Origin of the sequence: Vibrio sp. FF266, assembly GCF_041439695.1 — a bacterium.
In the GTDB taxonomy this organism is placed as follows: domain Bacteria; phylum Pseudomonadota; class Gammaproteobacteria; order Enterobacterales; family Vibrionaceae; genus Vibrio; species Vibrio tasmaniensis_A.
The window spans coordinates 1-26,352 of sequence record NZ_JBGOOO010000010.1; the positions used below are offsets into that span (position 1 = coordinate 1).

A 26,352-nucleotide genomic window follows, 5' to 3' on the forward strand; every position below is an offset into this window, starting at 1 on the left:
GAAAAGCAGTGGGAAGACAAGATCGTTGAGCTTGCAGAAGCACTAGATTCTTACATTCCACTTCCAGAGCGTGCTGTTGATCTACCGTTCCTACTTCCTATTGAAGATGTATTCTCAATCCAAGGTCGTGGTACTGTAGTTACTGGTCGTATCGAGCGCGGTATCCTACGTGTAGGTGACGAAGTAGAAATCGTTGGTATCAAAGAGACTACTCTTACTACTTGTACTGGTGTTGAAATGTTCCGTAAACTGCTTGACGAAGGTCGTGCAGGTGAGAACGTTGGTGCACTTCTACGTGGTACTAAGCGTGATGACGTTGAACGTGGCCAAGTACTTTCTGCTAAAGGTTCAATCAACCCACACACTAAGTTTGAGTCTGAAGTATACGTACTTTCTAAAGACGAAGGCGGCCGTCACACTCCTTTCTTCAAGGGTTACCGTCCACAGTTCTACTTCCGTACAACTGACGTAACAGGCGACATCACTCTACCTGAAGGCGTAGAAATGGTAATGCCAGGTGACAACGTTCAAATGACTGTTGAGCTAATCGCTCCAATCGCAATGGACGAAGGTCTACGTTTCGCAATCCGCGAAGGTGGCCGTACAGTTGGTGCTGGTGTTGTAGCTAAAATCTTTGCATAAGATTTGACGAACCACTAGTAAAAAGGGCATCATTTGATGCCCTTTTTCTGCGCTGAAAAAAGAGTTGGGTGTTTTGACATCAATTTTAACTCTTAGCAAAGAATTAAACGGTCTTTTTAACTAAAATGACTGTTAGATGTGTTGTTTTGCAACGCAAAGGAATGTGCCCTGCAACAGCGGGGTTATTGTCGTCTATATTTAAGACTTATCACAGGTTGGTTTTATGAAAGCAAACGCTGAAACTCCTGATAGCTCAGGTGCAGCAGATACAATGAAGTGGGTAGTCGCTTTTGTACTGTTGGCTGCTGCTGTTGTGGGTAATTACCTGTATGGTGAATTGTCTGTTGTAATTCGCGCTGCAGGTGTAGTTGTGCTGATTGCTGCCGCACTAGGCGTTGCAGCAACAACAACTAAAGGTAAAGCTGCGATCGATTTTGCAAAAGAATCTCGTATGGAGATTCGTAAAGTTGTTTGGCCTACTCGCCAAGAAACTATGCAAACTACATTGATCGTTTTAGCTGTATGTATTGTTATGTCTCTAGTGCTTTGGGGAATTGACGGCATTATGGTCCGTTTAGTTTCTCTAGCAACTGGAGTGTAGAGGGTTCTGATTCATGAGTGAAGCTCCAAAAAAACGTTGGTATGTAGTTCAAGCCTTTTCTGGCTATGAAGGTCGTGTATCTCAATCGTTACGCGAACATATTAAAATGCACGACATGGAAGAATTCTTTGGTGACGTTTTAGTACCTACTGAAGAAGTAGTGGAAATGCGTGCAGGTCAACGCCGTAAAAGCGAACGTAAGTTCTTCCCTGGCTACGTATTAGTGCAAATGATCATGAATGATGAATCATGGCACTTAGTACGCAGCATTCCTCGTGTTATGGGCTTCATTGGTGGTACCTCTGATCGTCCTGCACCAATCACTGACAAAGAAGCTGATGCTATCTTGAACCGTCTAGAGAAAGCGAGCGAGTCTCCACGTCCTAAGACAATGTTCGAAGCGGGTGAAGTGGTTCGTGTGAACGATGGTCCGTTTGCTGATTTCAACGGTACAGTTGAAGAAGTAGATTACGAGAAAAGCCGCATTAAGGTATCTGTATCGATCTTTGGTCGTGCAACACCGGTTGAGCTTGAATTTGGTCAAGTTGAAAAGCTGGACTAAAACTCTAACTTTTGAACAAGCTGTGGATAAATACTTCATAAGTTGTTCAAAATAAAAGAGTATAAAAAACCACCTTTTTAGGGTTGTTAAAGGCGCGAATTATGATTATAATTTCGCGCCTTTTTACTTCTATCGAAGTAAGAAAGAGTTAATTGAAATTAAGGGGAGCTTGCCTCAGGGCTAGCGCATGTACCCAAAAATTAGGAAATATCATGGCTAAGAAAGTTGAAGCTTATATCAAACTGCAAGTTGCAGCTGGTATGGCAAACCCAAGTCCACCGGTTGGTCCTGCTCTAGGTCAACACGGCGTGAACATCATGGAATTCTGTAAAGCGTTCAACGCAAAAACAGAATCTGTTGAGAAAGGTCTACCTACTCCAGTAGTAATTACTGTTTACAACGACCGTTCTTTCACGTTCGTAACTAAGACTCCACCTGCTGCTGTTCTTCTTAAGAAAGCTGCTGGCGTTAAGTCTGGTTCAGGTCGTCCAAACACTGAGAAAGTTGGTACTGTAACTGACGCTCAAGTTCAGGAAATCGCAGAAACTAAAGCTGCTGATATGACTGGTGCTGACATCGAAGCAATGAAGCGTTCTATTGCTGGTACTGCTCGTTCAATGGGCCTAGTGGTAGAGGGATAAGATCATGGCAAAACTTACTAAGCGTATGCGCGTAATCCGCGACAAAGTTGAAGTAACTAAAGAATACGAAATCAACGAAGCTGTTGCTCTTCTTAAAGAACTAGCTACTGCTAAATTCGTTGAGTCTGTAGATGTTGCTGTTAACCTAGGCATTGATGCTCGTAAATCTGACCAAAACGTACGTGGCGCAACTGTGCTACCTCACGGTACTGGCCGTGACATCCGCGTTGCTGTGTTCACTCAAGGTGCAAACGCAGAAGCAGCTAAAGCAGCTGGCGCAGATATCGTTGGTATGGAAGATCTTGCTGAGCAAGTGAAAAAAGGCGAAATGAACTTCGACGTTGTTGTTGCTTCTCCTGATGCAATGCGTGTTGTTGGTCAACTAGGTACAATCCTAGGTCCACGCGGCCTTATGCCAAACCCTAAAGTTGGTACTGTAACTCCTAACGTTGCTGAAGCGGTTAAGAACGCTAAAGCTGGTCAGGTTCGTTACCGTAACGACAAGAACGGTATCATCCACACTACTATCGGCAAAGCATCTTTCGAAGCTAACCAGCTTCAAGAGAACCTAGAAGCACTTCTAGTTGCTCTTAAGAAAGCTAAGCCTTCTTCAGCGAAAGGTACTTTCCTGAAGAAAGTAAGCATCTCTACTACAATGGGTGCTGGTGTTACTGTTGATCAAGCTAGTCTTGACACTCAAGCAAACTAATTTGCTTCGGCGCAGATTTAGTGTATACTTCTGCGCCTAATATTTGTGGTTGGGTGATTTTTGAAGCAATTCAGGTCATCCGTCCCAAGACCGTAGGCGCTGTACTCTTCGGAGATATGGCTTAATAAAACCTACGTAGGCGATGTTGTGGTTTGAAGTGAATTTATTCATTTTTAAATAACATCGTAAACGCTCATTACATTTTGTATGAGTGCTGTAATCACAACCAGAGGTTAATCCAAATGGCTTTAAATCTTCAAGACAAAAAAGCAATTGTTGCTGAAGTCAACGAAGCTGCCAGTGGTGCACTTTCTGCAGTTGTAGCTGATTCTCGTGGCGTTACTGTTGGCGCAATGACTTCTCTACGTAAACAAGCTCGCGAAGCGGGTGTTTACATGAGAGTTGTTCGTAACACACTAGCACGCCGTGCGATTCAGGGTACAGACTACGAGTGTCTAACTGACACTTTCACTGGTCCAACTCTGATCGCATTCTCTAATGAGCACCCAGGTGCTGCAGCGCGTCTTTTCAAAGACTTCGCTAAAGAGAATAAAGATTTCGAGATCAAAGCTGCTGCATTTGAAGGCGCAGTTACTGATGCTGAAGTACTAGCGACACTACCAACTTACGACGAAGCTATCGCACGCCTAATGATGTGCATGAAAGAAGCTTCTGCTGGCAAGCTGGTTCGTACTATCGCTGCTGTTCGCGACCAAAAAGAAGAAGCTGCGGCTTAAGCCTTGCTTTTCACTGGTTGCTATTTAAACTTATTGTTGACTTAAAAGAGAATTGTTATGTCTATTACTAACGAGCAAATCCTAGACGCAGTTGCAGAAATGTCTGTAATGCAAGTTGTTGAGCTTATCGAAGCTATGGAAGAGAAATTCGGTGTTACTGCTGCTGCTGCAGTTGTAGCTGGTGGTGCTTCTGCTGAAGCTGCTGCTGAGCAAACTGAATTCGACGTAATCCTAACTGCTGCTGGCGCTAACAAAGTACAAGTTATCAAAGCTGTACGTGGCGCAACTGGCCTAGGTCTTAAAGAAGCTAAAGGTCTTGTAGACTCAGCTCCTGCAGCGCTTAAAGAAGGCGTTGACAAAGCTGAAGCTGAAGCTCTTAAAGCACAGCTAGAAGAAGCTGGCGCTTCTGTTGAAGTTAAGTAATTATTACTTAATTTCTTAGCCGCAAGGCTAATGGCTGGTGGTTTATTAACCACCGGCCTTTTTGCGCTGTAGGGCTATGACGAAATTTCCGCTGTTTAACCGTCATAATCCAAGCAAAAAAACAGTCATTTTTTCGAAATGATTGTTCACTACAGTAAACAGCTGTTTGTCACCGCCCCCTCTGAAGAGTGTTTTGGGTGGTTTGGGTCACTTATCAGCGAGCTGAGGAACCCCATGGTTTACTCTTATACCGAGAAAAAGCGCATCCGTAAGGATTTTGGTACTCGTCCACAAGTTTTGGACATTCCATACCTGTTATCGATCCAGCTTGATTCTTTCGACAAATTCATCGAACAGGATCCTGAAGGTCAATACGGTCTTGAAGCTGCTTTCCGTTCTGTATTTCCAATTCAGAGCTACAACGGCAATTCTGAGCTGCAATACGTTAGCTACCGTCTTGGTGAGCCAGTTTTTGACGTTAAAGAATGTCAAATCCGCGGTGTTACTTACTCAAAGCCACTACGCGTAAAACTACGTCTAGTTATCTTTGATCGAGATGCACCAGCAGGTACTGTAAAAGACATTAAAGAACAAGAAGTCTACATGGGCGAAATTCCGCTTATGACAGACAATGGTACTTTCGTAATTAATGGTACCGAGAGGGTTATCGTATCCCAGCTGCACCGAAGCCCAGGCGTGTTCTTCGACAGTGATAAGGGTAAGACCCACTCATCAGGTAAAGTTCTTTATAACGCACGTGTAATTCCTTACCGTGGCTCATGGTTAGACTTTGAGTTCGATCCTAAGGATAACTTATTCGTACGTATCGACCGTCGTCGTAAGCTACCAGCATCGATTATCCTTCGTGCACTTGGTAAATCGACTGAAGAGATCCTAGATCTGTTCTTCGACAAAGTGAACTTCGAAGTGAAAGACCAAACTCTACTTATGGAGTTGGTTCCTGATCGTCTACGTGGTGAAACTGCGTCATTCGACATCGAAGCAAACGGCAAAACTTACGTTGAGACTGGTCGTCGTGTAACTGCTCGCCATATCCGTCAACTTGAAAAAGATGGCGTTGAGCACATCGAAGTACCAGTAGAGTACATCGTTGAAAAGATTGCTGCGAAAGATTACATCAACGAAGCAACTGGCGAGATCATCGTTGGCGCAAACCAAGAGATTAGCCTAGAAGCACTTGCTAACCTGTCTCAAGCAGGTCACAAGACTCTAGAAGTGCTGTTCACGAATGACCTAGACCATGGTCCATTCATGTCAGACACTCTACGTGCGGATAGCACAGTAGATCGCATCTCTGCATTGGTAGAAATCTACCGCATGATGCGTCCTGGCGAGCCACCAACGAAAGAAGCTGCAGAATCATTGTTCGAAAGCCTATTCTTCTCTGAAGATCGTTACGACCTATCAACTGTAGGCCGTATGAAATTCAACAGCTCTATCGAGCGTGAAGAAGAAGAAGAGCGCGGTACTCTGGATGAATCAGACATCATCGAAGTGATGAAGAAACTGATTGGTATCCGTAACGGCATTGGTGAAGTGGACGATATCGACCACCTTGGCAACCGTCGTATCCGTTCTGTAGGTGAAATGGCAGAAAACCAATTCCGTGTTGGTCTAGTTCGTGTAGAACGTGCCGTTAAAGAACGTTTAAGCCTTGGTGACCTTGATGCAATCATGCCTCAAGATCTTATCAACGCTAAGCCGATCTCTGCTGCAGTTAAAGAATTCTTTGGCTCTTCACAGCTTTCACAGTTTATGGACCAAAACAACCCATTGTCAGAAGTTACGCACAAGCGTCGTATCTCTGCTTTAGGTCCTGGTGGTCTTACTCGTGAGCGCGCAGGCTTCGAAGTACGTGACGTTCACGTAACTCACTACGGTCGTCTATGTCCGATCGAAACGCCTGAAGGTCCAAACATCGGTCTAATTAACTCGCTATCTGCATTTGCACGTTGTAACGATTACGGTTTCCTAGAAACTCCGTACCGTCGTGTAGTAGATGGTGTAGTAACAGAAGAAGTTGATTACCTGTCTGCAATCCAGGAAGGTCAATTCGTAATCGCGCAAGCAAACACCATTCTTACTGAAGAAGGTACGTTTGCAGATGAGCTAATCACAGCTCGTCAAAAAGGTGAATCTGGTCTTCACCCACGCGATCACGTTGACTACATGGACGTTGCGACAAACCAAGTAGTATCTATCGCTGCTTCGCTTATCCCGTTCCTAGAACACGATGATGCGAACCGTGCATTGATGGGTGCCAACATGCAACGTCAAGCTGTACCAACACTGAGAGCTGATAAGCCTCTAGTAGGTACGGGTATCGAACGTAACATCGCAGTTGACTCTGGTGTTACAGCGGTTGCTAAACGTGGTGGTCAAGTTCAGTCTGTTGACGCTTCTCGTATCGTAGTTAAGGTTAACGAAGATGAATTGGTACCTGGCGAAGCTGGTATCGATATCTACAACCTGACTAAGTACACGCGTTCGAACCAAAACACATGTATTAACCAACGTCCAACTGTACTTCCTGGTGAACCAGTTGCACGCGGCGATGTTCTTGCTGACGGTCCTTCAACAGACCTTGGTGAACTAGCTCTTGGCCAAAACATGCGTATCGCATTCATGCCTTGGAACGGTTACAACTTCGAAGACTCGATCTTAGTATCTGAGCGCGTAGTTCAAGAAGACCGTTTCACGACAATCCACATTCAAGAATTATCTTGTGTGGCTCGTGATACTAAGCTGGGTTCTGAAGAGATCACAGCTGATATTCCAAACGTAGGTGAGTCTGCTCTGTCTAAACTAGACGAGTCAGGTATCGTTTACATTGGTGCTGAAGTTAAGGGTGGCGACATCCTAGTTGGTAAAGTAACCCCTAAAGGTGAAACTCAACTGACTCCTGAAGAGAAGCTACTACGTGCTATCTTCGGTGAGAAAGCATCTGATGTTAAAGATACTTCTCTACGTGTACCAAACTCTGTTTCGGGTACTATCATCGATGTACAAGTCTTTACTCGCGATGGCGTAGAGAAAGACAAACGTGCACTTGAAATCGAACAGATGCAGCTTAAAGAAGCTAAGAAAGATCTAACTGAAGAGTTCCAAATTCTTGAGGGTGGCCTTCTTAACCGTGTTAAAGCTGTACTTCTGTCTGGTGGTTACTCTGAAGCTAAGCTTGATACTATCGGTCGTAAGCAATGGCTAGAGCAAGTTCTAGAAGACGATGCGCTACAAACACAGCTTGAGCAACTTGCTGAGCAGTGGGATGAGCTAAAAGCAGACTTCGATAAGAAGTTTGAAACTAAGCGTCGTAAAATCACTCAAGGTGATGATCTAGCACCTGGCGTTCTTAAGATTGTTAAAGTTTACCTAGCGGTTAAACGTCGTATCCAGCCTGGTGATAAGATGGCCGGTCGTCACGGTAACAAAGGTGTAATCTCTAAGATTAACCCTGTTGAAGACATGCCATACGATGAGAAAGGTCAGCCTGTAGACATCGTACTTAACCCGCTGGGTGTACCATCGCGTATGAACATTGGTCAGATCCTAGAAGTTCACTTAGGTTTGGCTGCGAAAGGTATCGGTGACAAGATCAACCAAATGGTTAAGGAACAACAAGAACTGCATAAGTTCCGTGAGTTCCTACAGAAGGTTTACGATCTTGGCGATACTCGTCAGAAAGTTGATATTGCTGAACTGTCTGATGATCAAGTTCGTACACTGATCAAGAACCTACGTGGCGGTCTACCGATTGCTACACCTGTGTTCGACGGTGCTTCTGAGTCTCTAATCAAAGAACTACTTAAACTGGGTGATCTGCCAGAATCTGGTCAGCTTAAACTGTTTGATGGGCGTACTGGTGATTCGTTTGAGCGTCCTGTAACTGTTGGTTACATGTACATGCTGAAACTGAACCACTTGGTTGATGACAAGATGCATGCTCGTTCAACTGGTTCTTACAGCCTAGTAACTCAGCAACCACTTGGTGGTAAAGCTCAGTTCGGTGGTCAGCGTTTCGGTGAGATGGAAGTATGGGCACTAGAAGCATACGGTGCTGCATATACTCTACAAGAAATGCTAACAGTTAAGTCGGATGACGTTAACGGCCGTACTAAGATGTACAAGAACATCGTAGATGGTAACCATAGCATGGAACCTGGCATGCCAGAGTCGTTCAACGTACTGTTGAAAGAGATTCGCTCGCTAGGTATCAACATCGAGCTAGAAGACGAAGAGTAATCCCTCTTTTTTATAAAGAAGATTGGATTACTTGGTAAAGGGGGCTCACTTTAGTCGGTGAGCTCCTTTAACTCCTTACAGGAGCTGAACGTGAAAGACTTATTAAACTTTCTAAAAGCACAGCATAAGACCGAAGAATTTGATGCAATCAAAATCGGTCTATCTTCACCAGACACGATCCGTTCGTGGTCTTTTGGTGAAGTTAAAAAGCCAGAAACAATTAACTATCGTACGTTCAAACCTGAACGTGATGGTCTGTTCTGTGCACGTATTTTTGGTCCAGTTAAAGACTACGAATGTCTTTGTGGCAAATACAAGCGCCTGAAGCACCGTGGTGTTATCTGTGAGAAGTGTGGCGTTGAAGTTACACAAACTAAAGTTCGTCGTGACCGTATGGGCCACATCGAGCTTGCTTCACCAGTTGCTCACATCTGGTTCCTAAAATCACTACCGTCTCGTATCGGTCTACTAATGGATATCCCTCTGCGTGATATCGAACGTGTTCTTTACTTCGAAATGTACGTAGTAACTGAACCGGGTATGACTGATCTAGAAAAATCTCAGATGCTTACTGAAGAAGAGTATCTGGATCGTCTAGAAGAGTGGGGTGACGAATTCACTGCTAAGATGGGTGCTGAAGCGATCAAAGATCTGCTTTCAACAATGGACCTTCATCAAGAAGTGGAAGAAATGCGCGAAGAGTTGGAAACAACTAACTCTGAAACTAAGCGTAAGAAAGTTACTAAGCGTTTGAAGCTAGTTGAAGCGTTCATTTCGTCAGGCAACAAGCCTGAGTGGATGATCCTAACTGTACTTCCAGTGCTACCGCCAGATCTACGTCCTCTAGTACCACTAGATGGCGGTCGTTTTGCGACCTCTGATCTGAACGACCTTTACCGTCGTGTGATCAACCGTAACAACCGTTTGAAGCGTCTTCTAGAGCTAGCGGCTCCAGACATCATCGTACGTAACGAAAAGCGTATGCTGCAAGAGTCTGTTGATGCCCTTCTAGATAACGGTCGTCGCGGTCGTGCGATCACGGGTTCTAACAAGCGTCCTCTGAAATCTCTTGCTGATATGATCAAGGGTAAACAAGGTCGTTTCCGTCAGAACCTTCTAGGTAAACGTGTAGACTACTCTGGCCGTTCTGTAATCACAGTTGGTCCATACCTTCGTCTACATCAGTGTGGTCTTCCTAAGAAGATGGCACTTGAGCTATTTAAGCCGTTCATCTACAGCAAGCTAGAAACTCGTGGCATGGCTACGACAATCAAAGCTGCTAAGAAAATGGTAGAGCGCGAAGAAGCGATCGTTTGGGATATCCTAGACGAAGTGATCCGTGAACACCCAGTACTGCTTAACCGTGCACCTACACTTCACCGTCTAGGTATCCAAGCGTTTGAACCAGTACTAATCGAAGGTAAAGCGATTCAGCTTCACCCACTAGTGTGTGCGGCATACAACGCCGACTTCGATGGTGACCAAATGGCTGTACACGTGCCTCTAACTCTAGAAGCACAGCTTGAAGCTCGTACCCTAATGATGTCGACGAATAACATTCTGTCGCCAGCATCAGGTGATCCAATCATCGTACCTTCTCAGGACGTTGTATTGGGTCTTTACTACATGACACGTGACAAGATCAACGTGAAAGGTGAAGGTATGTACCTTGCTGGCCCTGCTGAGGCTGAAAAGGCATACCGTACTAAGACTGCTGAGCTACACGCTCGCGTTAAAGTACGTATCACTGAAACTGTAGTAGATGAAGACGGCAATAGCACAACGAATACTGGCCTAGTTGATACGACTGTAGGTCGTGCAATGCTATGGCAGATCGTTCCAGCTGGCCTACCGTACAGCATCGTTAACCAAAAGTTAGGTAAGAAGCAGATCTCTACTCTTCTTAACGAGTGTTACCGTAAGCTTGGTCTAAAAGATACAGTAGTATTTGCTGACCAAATCATGTACGCAGGTTTCGCATACGCGGCACTTTCTGGTGTTTCTGTAGGTATCAACGATATGGTTGTTCCTCAAGCGAAATACGATGAAATTGAATCTGCTGAAGAAGAAGTTCGTGAAATCCAAGAGCAATTCCAATCAGGTCTTGTTACTGCGGGTGAGCGTTACAACAAAGTTATCGATATCTGGGCATCTACGAATGACCGCGTTGCGAAAGCAATGATGGATAACCTATCTTCTGAAACAGTTATCAACCGTGACGGCGAAGAAGAACAGCAAGAATCGTTCAACAGCATTTACATGATGGCCGACTCGGGCGCACGTGGTTCTGCAGCTCAGATTCGTCAGCTAGCAGGTATGCGTGGTCTGATGGCGCGTCCAGATGGTTCAATCATCGAAACGCCGATCACAGCGAACTTTAAAGAAGGTCTAAACGTCCTTCAGTACTTTATCTCAACGCACGGTGCTCGTAAGGGTCTTGCGGATACAGCACTGAAAACAGCAAACTCGGGTTACCTAACTCGTCGTCTAGTAGACGTTGCTCAAGACGTTGTAGTACACGAACATGACTGTGGCACGCATGAAGGTATCGACATGATGCCTCACATCGAAGGTGGTGACGTTAAAGTTGCACTTTCTGAGCTTGCTCTAGGTCGTGTAGTAGCTGAAGACGTTCTTAAGCCTGGTACTGAAGATGTACTGATTCCACGTAATACTCTGATTGATGAGAAGTGGTGTCAAATCATGGAAGACAACTCAGTAGATAGCATGAAAGTGCGCTCTGTTGTTACCTGTGATGCAGACTTCGGTTGTTGTGCACAGTGTTACGGTCGTGACCTAGCACGTGGTCACCTAGTGAACCAAGGTGAAGCAGTTGGTGTTATCGCTGCACAATCTATCGGTGAACCGGGTACACAGCTAACGATGCGTACGTTCCACATCGGTGGTGCGGCATCTACTGCAGCAGCAGAGAACAGCATCCAAGCTAAGACAACTGGTACTGTGAAACTTCACAATGCTAAGTTCGTAGTTAACAAAGATAAGAAACTGGTTATCACTTCTCGTGCATCTGAGATGACGATTATTGATGAATTCGGCCGTACTAAAGAGAAGCACAAACTTCCTTACGGTTCGATGCTAACCAAAGGCGACAACGCAGCAGTTACTGCTGGTGAAGTTGTAGCTAACTGGGAAGCGCATACCATGCCAATCATCACTGAAGTGGCAGGTCGTATCCAATTCGTAGATATGATCGATGGTATTACAGTTTCTCGTCAAACTGACGATCTAACGGGTCTTTCTTCAAGTGAAGTAACAGACGCAGCAGCTCGCCCAGCAGCAGGTAAAGATATGCGTCCAGCTATCAAACTTGTTGATGAGCAAGGTAACGACGTAATGATTCCTGGTACTGATATGCCAGCTCACTACTTCCTACCTGGCAAAGCGATTGTAAACATCGAAGATGGCGCTGAAGTTGGCATTGGTGACACACTATCTCGTATCCCTCAAAAATCGAGCGGAAACAAAGATATCACCGGTGGTCTACCACGCGTAGCTGACCTATTCGAAGCTCGTAAGCCTAAAGAGCCTGCGATCCTTGCTGAGCACACAGGTACTGTGTCTTTCGGTAAAGAAACGAAAGGTAAGCGTCGTCTAGTAATCACTCGTGAAGGCGGTGACGCTTACGAAGAGATGATTCCTAAGCACCGTCAATTGAACGTGTTCGAAGGTGAGAAGATTGAACGTGGTGATGTAATCGCTGACGGCCCTGAAACTCCACACGATATCCTGCGTCTACGTGGTATCCACGCAGTAACTCAGTACATCGCGAACGAAGTTCAAGAAGTTTACCGCTTACAAGGCGTAAAGATTAACGATAAGCACATCGAGACTATCGTTCGTCAAATGCTACGTAAGTGTACAATCACTCATTCTGGTGACTCTCCGTTCCTACCTGGCGAACAAGTTGAGTACCACAATGTTAAGATTGCTAACCGTAAGCTAGAAGCTGAAGGTAAAGAACTAGTACGTTTCGAACGTGACCTACTAGGTATTACTAAAGCATCTCTTGCAACTGAGTCATTTATCTCAGCTGCATCGTTCCAAGAAACGACTCGCGTACTAACAGAAGCTGCGGTTTCTGGTAAGCGTGATGACCTTCGCGGTCTGAAAGAGAACGTAATTGTTGGTCGTCTGATCCCAGCTGGTACTGGTTTCGCATACCACCAAGAGCGTCAAAAGCAACGTGAAGAAGAGCAAGAAGGTCCTTCAGCTGAACAAGCTACTGACAATCTAGCAGCACTTCTAAACGCTGGTTTCTCTTCAGAAGAGTAAGCTCTACGAGTAGTCTCTAAGAGATAAGAAAAAGGCACCTTCGGGTGCCTTTTTTGTATCTGGCGTATTGGTATTTAGCTATGAACTTATAAAGTGATAGGTGTGCTTATCTAGCTGGTGGGGTTGGATTTATGTCCTGAAGAGTGCTCTTTGAGGCCAGTAAGATAAAGGGTAGAGATGATTAGGCTGATTAGGGCTGTAACCATATGCTTATGGCTAAAGGTCAGGGCGAGCGAGTAAGCTCTGTCTGAAAGGTTCTGGGTAGTTTGGATAAGCTTACAGACAAAACAAAAAGCTTGCACAGAGGCAAGCTTATTAAGGATTCGGCTAACTAAGCGCCTGGTGGAATCGCTAAACTGTCTGCAATAAGCTGGATAAGATTATCTTCTACTTCAAAACGTACTTCGAGTAGTTCACCTACTTTTGACATATCTCCTTCGAAGTTAGGCAACTCATCGTCTGCATTTACTTTAACGTACTTATCATTGAACTCTAGAAGCGGCTCGGTTGTAAGTACGATCTTCGCGTAAGTTGTATCAATCTCGTCATTGGTTTTAAAGCCTGTTGCTTGCCATTTTTTCATGACCATATCGTAGATCTTAAAATGACCCTCTGAGATATAATCGACAACATGATCGCAGAATGAGCTTATTTCTTTAGGAGAAGGGAGTTCAACAACGTTTGATTGCCCATTGCTAGCTGGCTGCAAGGCACCTAGCTTACAATACTCAACGATTAGAGACTGTCGAGTTTCGAGCCAATGATCGATGACCTCATTAGAGCCACCCCATTGTTCTTGTATTTGTTTGAATTTATTTAGCATGACCATGTCCTCATGATCTGATCACAACCTTGTGATCAAGTAATTGCCTAAGCAGGGTCCGTTTTATTGGTAGCGACTAAAAGTAATAGCTTGAAATATTCTCTGCTACAACTCTAGTATGAAATTAGATTGCCAGTAAAATGAACGAACTGCAAGCAATGAGGCATAGGGATGTTAAAAAAAAGTGATAACAAAATGACAGAGCAAGCTTATTGGTGCGTCGTTTCTGGTAGTGATATTTGGGTTAATGATGATCAGTTTCCTTTTGGCTCTGCTGAAGAGCTAGGGCTGAGTGTTGAGCATGCAATCTGCATTGGTCAGCATCAAGGTCGTAAGGTTTATTGGCTCAACGATTGCGATGTGGAGATTGAACTGAGCATGGTCAGCCTAAGAGATTTGCTTCACTGGTCTGAATCAAGTTTTCTGATCGCAAGCAAAGCTATCCAGTATGGGCACATGACACAAAGTATGCGTTTTTGTCCTCAGTGCGGCGGTCGTAATCATCTCAATCATAATCAGGTGGCGATGCAATGTGGAGACTGCCGAACGCTTCATTACCCTCGTATCTTCCCGTGCATCATTGTCGCTGTACGAAACGACAACAAGATATTACTTGCGCAGCACCCAAGGCATAAAACGGGTATGTACACCGTAATAGCGGGCTTCCTAGAGGTTGGAGAAACCCTAGAGCAGTGTGTGGCGCGAGAAGTCAAAGAAGAAACGGGTATCGACGTGAGTAACATTCGTTACTTTGGTAGCCAGCCATGGGCGTTTCCATCGAGTATGATGATGGCCTTTCTTGCAGACTATGCTGGTGGAACGCTCAAACCTGATTACAGCGAACTGTCAGATGCCCAATGGTTTGACGTAACAAGCCTACCTGATGTTGCTCCAGTCGGAACGATTGCGAGACAATTGATTGAGAATACAGTCGATGACATAAGGAAAGCCGGCGTCGCGGAGCAAGAACTAGAACATTAAATTACCTGTGATAGTATTTGGCCTATGGGTGGTCAAGCACTAAAAAAAACCCTCCACAAGTGGAGGGGGTAAGTAAGATGTCGTTATGAGATGCTGAGTAGTGACTACTCAGTTGTTATAATTGTAATTTTCGCTAGCGAACAAATTTTTAACATGCTCCTGTAATTGGGTGCAAATTAAGCATGGATTTAAAAGTTAATAACTTGATCTAGGTTGCAAAGCACACAGCTTTTACCCTTCAATCAGTGTTAGAATACTTGCCATCAAAACTAGACAAGATTGAATTGGAATTTAACGGAATGACCGAATTAAAAAACGATCGCTATTTACGCGCACTTTTAAAACAGCCTGTTGATTACACACCGGTATGGATGATGCGCCAAGCTGGCCGCTATCTTCCAGAGTACAAAGCAACGCGCGCTGAAGCGGGCGATTTCATGTCTTTGTGCAAAAACGCTGAACTAGCATCAGAAGTAACACTTCAACCTTTACGTCGTTTCCCGCTTGATGCGGCAATCTTGTTCTCTGACATCCTAACTATCCCAGATGCGATGGGTTTAGGTTTGTACTTCGAAACAGGTGAAGGCCCTAAGTTTGAACGCCCTATCACATGTAAAGCTGACGTAGAAAAAATTGGCCTACCTGATCCTGAAGGTGAACTTCAATACGTAATGAATGCCGTTCGTCAGATCCGTAAAGACCTGAAAGGCGAAGTGCCACTGATTGGTTTCTCTGGTAGCCCTTGGACATTGGCAACTTACATGGTTGAAGGCAGCAGCTCGAAGGCGTTCACTAAGATCAAGAAGATGATGTATGCAGAGCCACAAACGTTGCACTTACTTCTAGATAAGCTGGCTGACACTGTTATTGAATACCTGAACGCGCAAATTAAAGCAGGTGCACAATCGGTAATGGTATTCGACACATGGGGTGGTGTACTTACTCCGCGTGACTACAACCTGTTCTCACTGCAGTACATGCACAAAATTGTCGATGGCCTAATTCGTGAAAACGAAGGTCGCCGTGTACCGGTTACTCTGTTCACTAAGAACGGTGGCATGTGGCTAGAATCTATCGCAGCGACTGGCTGTGATGCAGTTGGGCTAGACTGGACAATCAATATTGCTGATGCAAAAGCACGTATTGGCGATAAAGTGGCTCTACAAGGCAACATGGACCCATCAGTACTTTACGCACAACCTGAGCGTATTCGTGAAGAAGTCGGCACTATCCTTGAAGGTTTTGGTGACGGCGGTACTGGCCACGTATTTAACCTTGGCCATGGTATTCACCTAGATGTGCCACCAGAAAATGCTGGTGTATTTGTGGACGCAGTTCACGACCTATCTAAGCCATACCATAAGTAATTCAGTATGTGTTTTTAGAAAAAGCGCTGTCGAGAAATCGGCAGCGCTTTTTTATTATCTTTCTATCCGCACTCAATATCGGCTAAATCATCGTTGATGTGCAGCTAATTAGGCATTTGGATCATGGCAGGCCAAATGCTCTGATACGTGCTTCCTGATATAGGGAATGACTTCACTTTCGAACCATGGGTTTTTCTTGAGCCAGATATTATTACGTGGTGAAGGGTGGGGAAGTGGCAAAAATTCTGGAGCCCAAGCCTGCCAGTTACGTACCGTTTCAGTGAGTGTGCTGGTGGCTTTATCTTTTAGATAATAGTTTTGCGCATACTGACCAATCAGCAAGGTCATTTGGATGTTGGGCAGTGATTGCAGTACTTTTTGGTGCCATAGCGCAGCGCACTCCTTTCGAGGCGGTAGATCGCCACTTTTTCCCTTTCCTGGATAGCAAAAGCCCATCGGGACAATCGCGACTTTTTGTTCGTCATAAAACGTATCGCTATCCATCTCTAGCCATTCTCTCAATCGCTCGCCACTGGCGTCGTTCCAAGGGATAGATGATTGATGAACCTTGATACCGGGTGCTTGGCCTATGATTAACAAGCGCGCGTTTGGGTGTGCCTGAATCACTGGGTTTGCACCGTGTGATAAATGAGGTTCACAAGCGGTGCATTGTCGTATCTCGGTGAGCAGTGACGAGAACATCAGTAGCCTTTATCAAAATCAATGGTGTTATTCAGTGTAAAACCATCTCGCCATTGTTGGTAATTATTGGCGAAGATCTCCACGACCTGTCTTGGCTCACTTAGAGCCGCAATGTGTGGTGTGATGGTCACTTGCGGCAACGTCCAAAACGGGTGTTCTTGTGTGAGAGGTTCGCATTCAAAGACATCTAAGAAAGCGTGTTCAACCCATTTATTCTTAATCGCAAGCAGTAACGCTTTATTGTCTACGCTTTCCCCGCGCCCCACATTAAACAGCAATACGTTAGAGCAGTAGCTTAAGGTGGTTTGATTCAGTAGTTGGTAGGTCTCATCCGTTGATGGCAGGGTGTTCACTACAATATCCGCTTGCTTGAGGGCGGCTTCTAGTTCATTAATGTGGAAAGTGTCTTTGAAGGTTTCTTGCTTTGATGGGATACCTGTCCGGTTGACACCTATGGTGTGAATACCAAAAGCAGCAGCGGTTTTAGCTAAATGACTGCCAATTGACCCCGTTCCTAAAATCACCATGGTTTTGTCAGTTAGGCTGGTATAAAGCTGCGGCTGCCAGTTTCGTTGTACTTGTTGCTGGTGGTAGTGAGGAAAGTGTCTACAGTGGCTGATCGTGTAACCCAACACGTATTCAGCAATCGCAGGGCCGAAGATGCCTTTGACGTTGGTCAGCGTATAATCTTGGCGAAGATCCGGCTGAGTGAGTTTATTGATTCCAGCATAGGTACTTTGCACCCAGTCTAGCTTTTTAAACTCATTAAGTCGCTCCACTATTAAAGGAGGAGCAGCCAGTACGATCTCAGCTAATTCGGGGTTTTGAGTGATTTCGAGGTCAGGTAACCCTTGGTTTAGAATCAGTTGCGTATAGGTATCGTCATGCTCGGTAAGAATATAGAGCTTATTCGTAAAATTGTTCATCGGCTTACCTTTTCCCCCCAGGGTTTATCAAGTACACTTTCGCTGTCTTTTTCTGCAATTATTGAGTGACTATGCTTCAGAATCCACTGCAGGTTCGTCTTGAAAAGTTAGAACCTTGGCAACAAATTACTTTTATGGCGTGTCTATGTGAGCGTATGTATCCTAACTATGCCATGTTTTGTGAGAATACAGAATTTGCGGAAGCTCGAATCTACCGTGATGTTTTGGATAGCATTTGGGAAATCCTAACCGTTAAAACGGCAAAGGTGAACTTTGAGCGTCAACTTGAGAAAGTAGAAGAGCTATTCCCTAGCGCAGATGATTTTGATTTCTATGGTGTTTACCCTGCAATGGATGCATGCCAAGGCTTAGCAACATTAATCCATGGTCTACTTGATCGTGAGCATATGTTGGAAGCGGTAATTAAAGTGAGTCAACAATCGGTGAAGACGGTTGCTGAGCTTGAGTTTGCTCAAGGCGCTGAAGAAGTGACGAACGAAAACCAGAAAGAAAACGAAGCGGTATGTGAAGAGTGGGACGTTCAGTGGGCCATTTTCCGACCTCTACGTGAAACGACTGAGCGTGACTTAGAGCTGATCAAAGACCTACGCCACGAACTGCGTGAAGACCCAGTGAGCAACATTGGTGTTGCGTTATAACGGATGTTGAGTTGTAGCGAATAGAATAAAAAACAAAGGCTCCCTAGGGAGCCTTTGTTGTATCTGACGCTATCAAATTTAGATTAAGCGTCTTTCTTGTCTTCTTTTTGAACCTTGCTTTCATCCGCTGACTTTGAGTCTGAGGTGTCGTTGTCTGCTAGAGTTTTTTCTTCTAGCTCGTCCTCTTCATCGCGGTTTTCGATAACACCGTGTGTCTCTTTCCACGTTTCCCAGCGTTGGAACGCCAGTTCTTGCATGTCTGTGGTTTTATCTGCTTCGTCGACAATCTCTTCACCCACTAGGTGTTCAAAGATATCTTCTAGGGTGATGATGCCCTGAATTGTGCCGTACTCGTCCACAACTAAAGACAGTTGCAGGCGGTTTGCCATCATTTGGTCAAAGGCCTTAGCTAAGCCCATGTTGTTTAGCAAGACGTGGATAGGGCGCATCACTTCACCCAGAGCCTTCTCACCGCAACCCGCTTGCTGCAATCTAAACAGCTCTAAGCGGTGGACAAAACCGATGATATTGTCAGTTTGCTCGCTGTAAACCAGTGGGCGTGAGAATGGCGTGTCTTTGTGTTGTTCTAGGAACGTATTAACACTCATTTCTGCATCAACGCGGAATACAACAGGGCGTGGTGTCATGACTTGAGTCACGGGCACATCTTGAATACCTAACAGATTGCTCAGGATTTTTGATTCACCTTCAGCAAATTCACCGCTCTCTTTTGCCAAAATAGCCATTGCAGATAGCTCATCACGCATTTTTGGTGCCTGGTGGCCGCGAGCTAAACGTTTGGTGATTTGCTCTGAGAACCACACAAATGGTGTTAGGAAAAAGACCATCCAGCGAAGCACATTTGATGATGCTGGAGCAAGTTGACGCCAGTAGGTCGCGCCAATGGTTTTTGGAACAATCTCAGACAGAACTAAAATACCCAGAGTTAATACGGCAGAGAATACGCCTAACCATTGGCTACCAAAAACGACTGCTGCTTGTGCACCCGCTGTCGCAGCACCGATGGTGTGCGCGATGGTGTTGAGCGTTAAAATTGACGCCAGTGGGCGGTCAATATCGGTTTTCAGTTTGTCTAATGACTCTGCTGCAGGGTGCCCATTTTGTTTTAGTTGAGCAATGTAGCTCGGACTAATACTCAAAAGTACAGCTTCCAAAACAGAACAAATGAAAGAAACTCCAATAGCAATGGAGACATAAATAGTTAGCAGCAGCATGTTTGCCCTTAAATTAAATTGTACGCTTTAGCAGCGATTCAGCGTGGATTATAGAGAATAAGTAGTGGCTAGGTCATCATTAATTTTGCTCTCAGCCCCTTTTAAACAAGGGCTTGCTCAGTAAAATCAGTAACAAATTGTGAGTTATTACTCATATTATGGCTAAAACTACGGCATTAGAGCTAAAGATCGACGACAAACCTTTGCCAGATGGGGCATTTATGTTTTAGAGTGAATCGAATTCAAAAATACAAAGAAGGGAAACCTAAAATGAACAAGACTCAATTAATCGACTTTATTGCTGAAAAAGCGGACCTTTCTAAAGCACAAGCTAAAGCTGCTCTAGAAGCGACTCTTGGCGGTGTTACAGATGCTCTTAAAGATGGCGATCAAGTTCAGCTAATTGGTTTTGGTACTTTTAAAGTAAACCACCGTGCAGCTCGCACTGGTCGTAACCCAAAAACTGGTGACGAGATCCAAATCGCTGCTGCAAATGTTCCAGCATTTGTTGCAGGTAAAGCGCTGAAAGATTCAGTGAAATAATCTAAACTGTACCGAGGTAGTCGTATTCCACCTCGGTACAGGTTTTTATGAAAAAAGCATTTCTTCTCGTTTCACTATTATCTACATTTCTCATTGGCTGTTCATCAACCAGCCCTCGCAAAAACCTAGAGCAATTTGAAACTCACACCGGCGGCCAAGTCATGGGCGACGCGACAAGTTTCTACTGGGTTACAAACAAGCTAACACAACCTCATACTTCAGCTGACTACGTCACTGTAGGCGATTACGGCTGGTACCAAACGGACTATGCTTGGTCGGAAGGTATACTTCGTGAATTTATTCGTGAAGGTGAGCAACGTAATTCTTCTAATGAGCTGGTTCCGTATAGTGTCCATGTGCGTTTTAATAAGTCAGGCGAAGCTGTATATCAGCAGTATCGTATTGATAGCAAAATTTTGCCTATCCAAGTTAAGCAACTTGAAAGCTACCAGAAAGAAGCCAAGTCGGTTTTAGAAACTACGATGAAGCAGCATGACGAAGGGCTCAGACTGGTTCAGGGTTACTGGAATGGTCGTTCTTTTGAAACGTGTGCTGGTGGTGAGTTTGAGCGCTTTGAATTTAATCAGACCTTGCCAAGCTTCGTGATCGATCGATTGGCGTCTGTGGAAAGCTATGCGGCGTTTCTTGGCAGTGATTCACTAGGTAAGATGAGCGTAGAAGAGTTACTGATGCTGGCTGAAGACAGCCATGATTGTGTCGTTAGGCCGTCATTGTTGAAAGAATAGCGATCAACTAAAGGATTGAGGGTATTTGGCTTGCTGTAGGCCAAGTGCTGATTTGTCTGTACAGGTACAGATTCCTAGAGAAATTGAGTGATAAAAAAGGCGCCAATCGAGGCGCCTTTTCTGTTGTTACTTGCTTGTGGTCATTCGAACATAAGCGAGTCGTAGACTGATTACTGTTCTTGCTCGCGCGCAATCGCACGGTAACCGATGTCATTGCGGTGGAACATACCATTCCAGCTAACTTGCTTCGTCAACGCGTAAGCGCGCTCCTGAGCTTCAGAAACCGTATTACCCAGTGCCGTTGCACAAAGTACACGGCCACCGTTTGTCACAACGTCGCCAGCTTCGTTATTTGTCGTACCCGCGTGGAAAACCTTTTGGCCTTCAACTTCGCTGGTTGGCAGTGAAATAACGTCACCTTTTGCGTAGTCAGCAGGGTAACCGCCAGCAGCAAGAACAACACCGATAGAAGCGCGTGGGTCCCACTTTGATTCTGCTTCGTCTAGCTTCTCATCGATAGCCATTAGGCAAAGTTCAACAAGGTCTGACTCCATACGCATCATGATAGGTTGCGTTTCAGGGTCGCCAAAGCGGCAGTTGTATTCGATAACCTTAGGCGTGCCGTCAGCATCGATCATTAGTCCTGCGTAAAGGAAACCAGTGTAAGGAGCGCCTTCTGCATCCATACCACGTACCGTTGGATAGATAACTTCCTCAAGGATGCGGTTATGGATTTCAGGAGTTACCACTGGAGCTGGAGAGTAAGCACCCATGCCGCCAGTATTAGGGCCAGTGTCTTTGTCGCCAACACGTTTGTGATCTTGGCTGGTGGCCATAGGAAGCACGCTAGAACCGTCAACCATTACGATGAAGCTTGCTTCTTCGCCTTCAAGGAACTCTTCGATAACCACGCGACTGCCTGCTTCGCCAAATGCGTTGCCCGCTAGCATGTCTTTGATTGCGTCTTCAGCTTCTTCAAGTGTCATCGCAACGATAACGCCTTTACCCGCCGCAAGGCCGTCAGCTTTTACTACGATTGGAGCACCTTGCTCGCGAACGTAAGCGATAGCTGGCTCGATCTCAGTGAAGTTTGAGTAGTAACCTGTTGGGATATCGTGACGAGCTAGGAAGTCTTTGGTGAATGCTTTAGAGCCTTCAAGCTGTGCTGCCGCTTGAGTTGGGCCGAAGATTGGTAGGCCAACTTCGCGGAATGCGTCAACTACACCAATAACTAATGGCGCTTCAGGGCCAACGATAGTCAGTTCGATTTTTTTCTCTTGAGCAAACGCCACTAAACCAGCGATGTCTTCAACACCGATGTTTACGTTCTCAAGTTTAGGTTCAAGCGCAGTACCTGCGTTACCTGGAGCAATGAATACTGTGTCAACGTTTGGGTTTTGTGCTGCTTTCCAACCTAGTGCGTGCTCACGACCGCCAGCACCGATGATTAAAACTCGCATTGTAAAATCCTTAATCTCAAATATCTAAATATTTAAAAAAACAAAGTTATAAGTCTTGCTCAAAGTAGTTGGTGATGTGGCTAGGCAGCAATTGAGCCCATCCCCGGGAGCATAGTCCACTATGTGACCGGGGTGGGCGAAAGCAGCTAACGACGCCACAGTGCCAAATACGAAGAGGAAATTAGTGGCGGAAGTGACGCATGCCTGTGAATATCATCGCCATGCCGTGTTCGTCTGCTGCTGCGATAACTTCGTCATCACGCATAGAGCCGCCCGGTTGGATAACACACTTGATGCCCGCTTCTGCTGCCGCGTCGATACCGTCACGGAATGGGAAGAACGCGTCAGATGCCATCACACAACCTTCAACTTGTAGACCTTCGTCTGCAGCTTTGATACCTGCGATTTTCGCAGAGTAAACGCGGCTCATTTGGCCTGCGCCTACACCAATAGTCATGTCGCCTTTCGAGTAAACGATAGCGTTAGATTTAACGTACTTCGCTACTTTCCAGCAGAATAGAGCATCTTTCAATTCTTCAGCTGTTGGCTGACGCTTAGAAACCACTTTCAGGTCATCTTCAGAAACCATGCCTTGGTCGCGGTCTTGAACTAGCAGGCCGCCGTTAACGCGTTTCACGTCAAAACCAGTTGTCTTAGTTGTCCACTCACCGCACTCAAGCAGGCGAAGGTTTTTCTTAGCCGCTACGATTACTACTGCTTCAGCAGAAACAGATGGTGCAATGATAACTTCAACGAATTGACGCTCAGTGATAGCCGTTGCTGTTGCAGCGTCTAGCTCACGGTTGAAAGCGATGATGCCGCCAAATGCAGACGTTGGGTCTGTTTTGAATGCACGGTCGTAAGCTTCTAGGATGTCTTCACCTAGTGCAACACCACATGGGTTAGCGTGCTTAACAATGACACATGCTGGCTGGTCGAACTCTTTCACACACTCAAGCGCTGCGTCAGTGTCAGCGATGTTGTTGTAAGAAAGCGCTTTACCTTGGATTTGGCGAGCAGTAGAAACAGATGCTTCTTCAGGGTTTGCTTCAACGTAGAATGCTGCCGCTTGGTGGCTGTTCTCACCGTAGCGCATGTCTTGTTTCTTCTCGAACTGTTGGTTGAACGTGCGAGGGAATTTAGACTCTTCGTCAGCCTTCTTACCTTCTTCATCAAGTAAAGAGGCACCGTAGCTAGGAACCATAGTACCGAAGTAGTTTGCGATCATGCCGTCGTAAGAAGCCGTGTGTTCGAATGCTGCGATAGCAAGGTCGAAGCGAGTCTCTAGTGTTAGAGATTTCTCGTTCGCGTCCATTTCAGCGACAACGCGCTCGTAGTCGTGTGCGTTTACAACGATAGTCACGTCTTTGTGGTTTTTCGCAGCAGAGCGAACCATTGTAGGGCCGCCGATGTCGATGTTCTCAACAGCGTCAGCAAGGGTACAGCCTTCTTTAGCAACGGTTTCTGCGAATGGGTATAGGTTTACAACAACCATATCGATAGGGTTGATACCGTGAGTTTCCATCACGTCATCATCTTGGCCACGACGGCCTAGAACGCCACCATGAACTTTTGGGTGCAGAGTCTTAACACGGCCATCCATCATTTCTGGGAAACCAGTGTAATCAGATACTTCTGTAACAGAGATGCCTTTTTCAGCAAGCAGGCGAGCAGTGCCACCGGTAGATAGGATATCTACACCACGGTTAGCAAGAGCTTGTGCAAATTCAACGATACCAGTTTTGTCTGATACGCTGATGAGAGCGCGGCGAATTGGACGAGCGTTATTCATGCTTCCATCTTCCTCAAATTCATGGGGTTAAAATAAAGATATTTGCCAAAAAAGAACTTGTTTCTATCTTCTTAGCGTGGAGTATCTTAGATACCAGTAAGAGATAAAATATTGGCCAGTTTTGGTAAAGACCTTTGGGGTGTTCTTATAATCAAGCTATAAGATAACCAACTCCAAATTTGATGGCGCAGATTCTAACTAATTTATTACAAAAAAGCTCGCGCAATCGTTTGGCATCTCAAAATTAATTATGAAAAGTGCCATTTCAGCCTGAAAAGTAACGATAAGGTTAATTGTGGAATGGACGGAACAATAGGAAAAAACATGTTTCAGATCGGTGAATTAGCGAAACGATGCGGTGTGACAGCCGATACCTTACGGTTTTATGAAAAAAGTAACCTGATTGCTCCTGCCAGTCGCAGTGACTCAGGATATCGCTTATATGATGAAAACAATCAAAAACAGGTGACCTTTATTCTTAAATCTAAAGCGTTAGGGCTGAGTTTAGATGAAATTAAGGAATTGCTCGAGATTCGCTTGGAAGCAACGCAGCACAGTTGCTCGGAAGTGAAAGCCATCACAACGGCAAAGCTGACACTTATTGATGAAAAAATCAGTGAACTTGGCAGAATACGCACGGCATTAAAGAAGATTAATGATGCTTGCTGCGGACATGTAGATGACGATGCGAGCCATTGTTCTATCTTAGGTGCTTTGGCGAGCGAAGATAAACAAAGCTCATGCTGTGCTGCTGATGGTAAATAGCTGAGAAGGTCCCCCGTTAGGGAGAGAGGTTTACTATGGTTGATAACCCTAGGAAGCTTGCAGTATTTTGGCTCTTAGTTGAGCGTCAATTTTTAAAGTGGGTAGGTTATTATGGTAAAGCGTGACTTGGTTGCGGCCAGTCTGCTTTGAAGAGTACATGGCTCTATCAGCTTGAGCCAATAGTTCTTTTATGGTTTTAAGATGTGGTGTGTATTCAGCAACACCGATGCTGACTGTTGGGTAGATGATGTGGCCGTCTACGGTGCATGGTGTTGATTCAATCGTTTTACGAATCGTCTCTGCAACGTAATAAGCTTCAATGGCACTGGTGTGTGTGAGAATGACACCGAATTCTTCGCCACCCAAGCGACCTAGATAATCATCGCAGTCTATTGACTGTTGGCATAAACTCGCGACTTGAACGATTACCTCATCACCAGAGAGGTGGCCAACTTGATCATTGATTTCTTTGAAGTGGTCTATGTCTATCATCAAACACGTTAAGCTTTGCTTAGGCGATTGACTGAACTCTTTTTCCAACCCAAGTAAAAAGGCACGTCTATTTAAAATCCCAGTTAGCTCATCGATTTCAGCGAGTTCTATCAGCTCAGCTTCACGTTGCTGTGCTTTAGTAATATCTCGCTCTTGCCACAGCACGTATTGCTTTTCTGGCGAGAGATACAATGGCTTTAATGTCGATTCAAAATATCGATCGTCTGATTCTGCAGACTCTTCCCCTTGAGCGAAAAGTTGTTCAATAGAAAGCTGAAGTTGCTGACAGGGCGCAAGAGAGTATTGAATGTATTGAATTTCGCGACTGGAATAAGCTTGCTTTGCCGCCTCTAACAGCTGCTTTTCAACCGCGGGAGGCAACAGTTCTGAAACTGTGTGGTGATTTGGATTGTCAAAGTTTTCAACAATACGTCCGGATGTATCCAACAGAAGATGACGATCAGGCAGTTCACGGATCAGTGTGCTAAGCCATTCTTCCCTTTTCATATCAAGCATGTAGCTTCCAGACGATTAGATTAATGGGTCATTATATCGGTAGTGATTACGTTATCAATCGTTACATCTCATTAATTGATTGATAATTGTTCGCTTGTTGCCATATAAACAAAAAAAAGCCGAGTTCAATAAAGAGCTCGGCTTCTAATTCAATAAATTACGAAAGAACGATTAGTTCATGCCGTATTTTTTAAGTTTCTTGCGAAGAGTACCGCGGTTAATACCCATCATGGTTGCTGCGCGAGTTTGGTTACCGCGAGTGTACTGCATGATAGTGTCTAGTAGTGGCTGTTCAACTTCAGCTAATACTAATTCGTATAACTCGCTGACTTCTTGACCGTTTAATTGAGCAAGGTAATTTTTCAATGATGCTTTAACTGAGTCACGTAGTGGCTTCTGCGTGATTTGGTCTTGTGATGTAACTGTAGTTACTGTCAATGCTTCTGAAGTCAGATTTTGTTCGAACATATTCGG

23 protein-coding genes are annotated in these 26,352 nt (G+C 45.0%); 15 read left to right on the forward strand and 8 right to left on the reverse strand.

Translation table 11 applies throughout. The annotated features are described in order from the left end of the window. The 9 genes from ACED59_RS09980 to rpoC form a co-directional block, all read left to right on the forward strand. The coding region (locus tag ACED59_RS09980) for an EF-Tu/IF-2/RF-3 family GTPase (protein WP_258186080.1) at nucleotides 1–642 on the forward strand (642 nt) is incomplete at its 5' end. Nucleotides 643–865: 223 nt separating this feature from the next. After that, nucleotides 866–1,243, forward strand: a complete 378-nt coding sequence (secE, locus tag ACED59_RS09985) for a preprotein translocase subunit SecE (RefSeq protein WP_017096511.1) — start codon at nucleotides 866–868, stop codon at nucleotides 1,241–1,243. 13 nt (nucleotides 1,244–1,256) lie between these two features. Continuing rightward, nucleotides 1,257–1,805 carry a transcription termination/antitermination protein NusG gene (nusG, locus tag ACED59_RS09990; RefSeq protein WP_012605006.1) on the forward strand — a complete coding sequence of 183 codons (549 nt, stop codon included), beginning with the start codon at nucleotides 1,257–1,259 and terminating at the stop codon, nucleotides 1,803–1,805. Nucleotides 1,806–2,017: 212 nt separating this feature from the next. Next, a complete protein-coding gene (gene rplK, locus ACED59_RS09995) occupies nucleotides 2,018–2,446 on the forward strand; it encodes a 50S ribosomal protein L11 (protein ID WP_010435555.1) in 429 nt (142 codons plus the stop codon). A gap of 4 nt (nucleotides 2,447–2,450) precedes the next feature. Then, the gene (rplA, locus tag ACED59_RS10000) at nucleotides 2,451–3,155 is read left to right on the forward strand and encodes a 50S ribosomal protein L1 (RefSeq protein ID WP_012605004.1); all 705 of its coding nucleotides are present in this window, start codon (nucleotides 2,451–2,453) and stop codon (nucleotides 3,153–3,155) included. Nucleotides 3,156–3,397: 242 nt separating this feature from the next. Continuing rightward, entirely contained in the window at nucleotides 3,398–3,892 is a 495-nt protein-coding gene (gene rplJ, locus ACED59_RS10005; protein WP_009844673.1) for a 50S ribosomal protein L10, read from the forward strand. A 57-nt stretch (nucleotides 3,893–3,949) separates the two neighbouring features. Then, complete coding sequence (gene rplL, locus ACED59_RS10010) at nucleotides 3,950–4,315, forward strand: 50S ribosomal protein L7/L12 (RefSeq protein ID WP_009844674.1); 366 nt, start codon at nucleotides 3,950–3,952, stop codon at nucleotides 4,313–4,315. 234 nt (nucleotides 4,316–4,549) lie between these two features. After that, on the forward strand, nucleotides 4,550–8,578 hold the full coding sequence (rpoB, locus tag ACED59_RS10015) for a DNA-directed RNA polymerase subunit beta (RefSeq protein ID WP_009844675.1): 4,029 nt from the start codon (nucleotides 4,550–4,552) through the stop codon (nucleotides 8,576–8,578). Nucleotides 8,579–8,668: 90 nt separating this feature from the next. Further along, nucleotides 8,669–12,871, forward strand: coding sequence for a DNA-directed RNA polymerase subunit beta' (gene rpoC, locus ACED59_RS10020; protein ID WP_009844676.1), 4,203 nt, complete (start codon nucleotides 8,669–8,671; stop codon nucleotides 12,869–12,871). A gap of 331 nt (nucleotides 12,872–13,202) precedes the next feature. On the opposite strand, the gene ACED59_RS10025 is transcribed toward rpoC, so the two are convergent. Next, nucleotides 13,203–13,700, reverse strand: a complete 498-nt coding sequence (locus ACED59_RS10025) for an Rsd/AlgQ family anti-sigma factor (RefSeq protein ID WP_017096512.1) — start codon at nucleotides 13,698–13,700, stop codon at nucleotides 13,203–13,205. A gap of 165 nt (nucleotides 13,701–13,865) precedes the next feature. Here ACED59_RS10025 and nudC point away from each other — a divergent pair, with 165 nt between their 5' ends. Then, nucleotides 13,866–14,675 carry an NAD(+) diphosphatase gene (gene nudC / locus ACED59_RS10030; RefSeq protein WP_017096513.1) on the forward strand — a complete coding sequence of 270 codons (810 nt, stop codon included), beginning with the start codon at nucleotides 13,866–13,868 and terminating at the stop codon, nucleotides 14,673–14,675. Between the two features lie 299 nt (nucleotides 14,676–14,974). Beyond that, nucleotides 14,975–16,042, forward strand: coding sequence for a uroporphyrinogen decarboxylase (gene hemE, locus ACED59_RS10035; protein WP_004729761.1), 1,068 nt, complete (start codon nucleotides 14,975–14,977; stop codon nucleotides 16,040–16,042). Nucleotides 16,043–16,150: 108 nt separating this feature from the next. Here the strand turns inward: hemE and ACED59_RS10040 are convergent, their stop codons facing one another. Together ACED59_RS10040 and ACED59_RS10045 are read right to left on the reverse strand one after the other, a co-directional pair. Then, the gene (locus ACED59_RS10040; protein ID WP_017096514.1) at nucleotides 16,151–16,744 is read right to left on the reverse strand and encodes a uracil-DNA glycosylase family protein; all 594 of its coding nucleotides are present in this window, start codon (nucleotides 16,742–16,744) and stop codon (nucleotides 16,151–16,153) included. After that, nucleotides 16,744–17,670, reverse strand: coding sequence for a D-2-hydroxyacid dehydrogenase (locus ACED59_RS10045; protein WP_017096515.1), 927 nt, complete (start codon nucleotides 17,668–17,670; stop codon nucleotides 16,744–16,746). The genes ACED59_RS10040 and ACED59_RS10045 overlap by 1 nt, the downstream gene beginning before the upstream one ends. Nucleotides 17,671–17,741: 71 nt before the next feature. Here ACED59_RS10045 and ACED59_RS10050 point away from each other — a divergent pair, with 71 nt between their 5' ends. Next, nucleotides 17,742–18,329 carry a YjaG family protein gene (locus ACED59_RS10050; RefSeq protein WP_017055908.1) on the forward strand — a complete coding sequence of 196 codons (588 nt, stop codon included), beginning with the start codon at nucleotides 17,742–17,744 and terminating at the stop codon, nucleotides 18,327–18,329. A gap of 83 nt (nucleotides 18,330–18,412) precedes the next feature. Here the strand turns inward: ACED59_RS10050 and ACED59_RS10055 are convergent, their stop codons facing one another. After that, complete coding sequence (locus ACED59_RS10055; RefSeq protein ID WP_009844683.1) at nucleotides 18,413–19,564, reverse strand: CNNM domain-containing protein; 1,152 nt, start codon at nucleotides 19,562–19,564, stop codon at nucleotides 18,413–18,415. A 270-nt stretch (nucleotides 19,565–19,834) separates the two neighbouring features. On the opposite strand from ACED59_RS10055, the gene hupA reads away from it, so the two are divergent. Both hupA and ACED59_RS10065 read left to right on the forward strand, forming a co-directional pair. Continuing rightward, nucleotides 19,835–20,107: a nucleoid-associated protein HU-alpha gene (hupA, locus tag ACED59_RS10060; RefSeq protein WP_004729753.1), complete on the forward strand. Its 273-nt coding sequence runs from the start codon at nucleotides 19,835–19,837 to the stop codon at nucleotides 20,105–20,107. A 47-nt stretch (nucleotides 20,108–20,154) separates the two neighbouring features. Beyond that, a complete protein-coding gene (locus ACED59_RS10065; RefSeq protein ID WP_017096516.1) occupies nucleotides 20,155–20,853 on the forward strand; it encodes a DUF1481 domain-containing protein in 699 nt (232 codons plus the stop codon). Between the two features lie 170 nt (nucleotides 20,854–21,023). Here the strand turns inward: ACED59_RS10065 and purD are convergent, their stop codons facing one another. After that, nucleotides 21,024–22,313 (reverse strand): phosphoribosylamine--glycine ligase, encoded by a 1,290-nt coding sequence (purD, locus tag ACED59_RS10070; RefSeq protein WP_017096517.1) that lies wholly within the window; start codon nucleotides 22,311–22,313, stop codon nucleotides 21,024–21,026. A 181-nt stretch (nucleotides 22,314–22,494) separates the two neighbouring features. Continuing rightward, nucleotides 22,495–24,105 carry a bifunctional phosphoribosylaminoimidazolecarboxamide formyltransferase/IMP cyclohydrolase gene (purH, locus tag ACED59_RS10075; protein WP_017096518.1) on the reverse strand — a complete coding sequence of 537 codons (1,611 nt, stop codon included), beginning with the start codon at nucleotides 24,103–24,105 and terminating at the stop codon, nucleotides 22,495–22,497. A gap of 324 nt (nucleotides 24,106–24,429) precedes the next feature. Between purH and zntR the strand changes: the two genes are divergently transcribed. Beyond that, entirely contained in the window at nucleotides 24,430–24,870 is a 441-nt protein-coding gene (zntR, locus tag ACED59_RS10080) for a Zn(2+)-responsive transcriptional regulator (RefSeq protein WP_009844687.1), read from the forward strand. A gap of 48 nt (nucleotides 24,871–24,918) precedes the next feature. Here zntR and ACED59_RS10085 read toward each other — a convergent pair whose 3' ends face one another. Together ACED59_RS10085 and fis are read right to left on the reverse strand one after the other, a co-directional pair. Further along, on the reverse strand, nucleotides 24,919–25,878 hold the full coding sequence (locus ACED59_RS10085; RefSeq protein ID WP_017096520.1) for a GGDEF domain-containing protein: 960 nt from the start codon (nucleotides 25,876–25,878) through the stop codon (nucleotides 24,919–24,921). Nucleotides 25,879–26,049: 171 nt separating this feature from the next. After that, on the reverse strand, nucleotides 26,050–26,346 hold the full coding sequence (gene fis, locus ACED59_RS10090) for a DNA-binding transcriptional regulator Fis (protein WP_004729744.1): 297 nt from the start codon (nucleotides 26,344–26,346) through the stop codon (nucleotides 26,050–26,052). Nucleotides 26,347–26,352 lie beyond the last annotated feature (6 nt).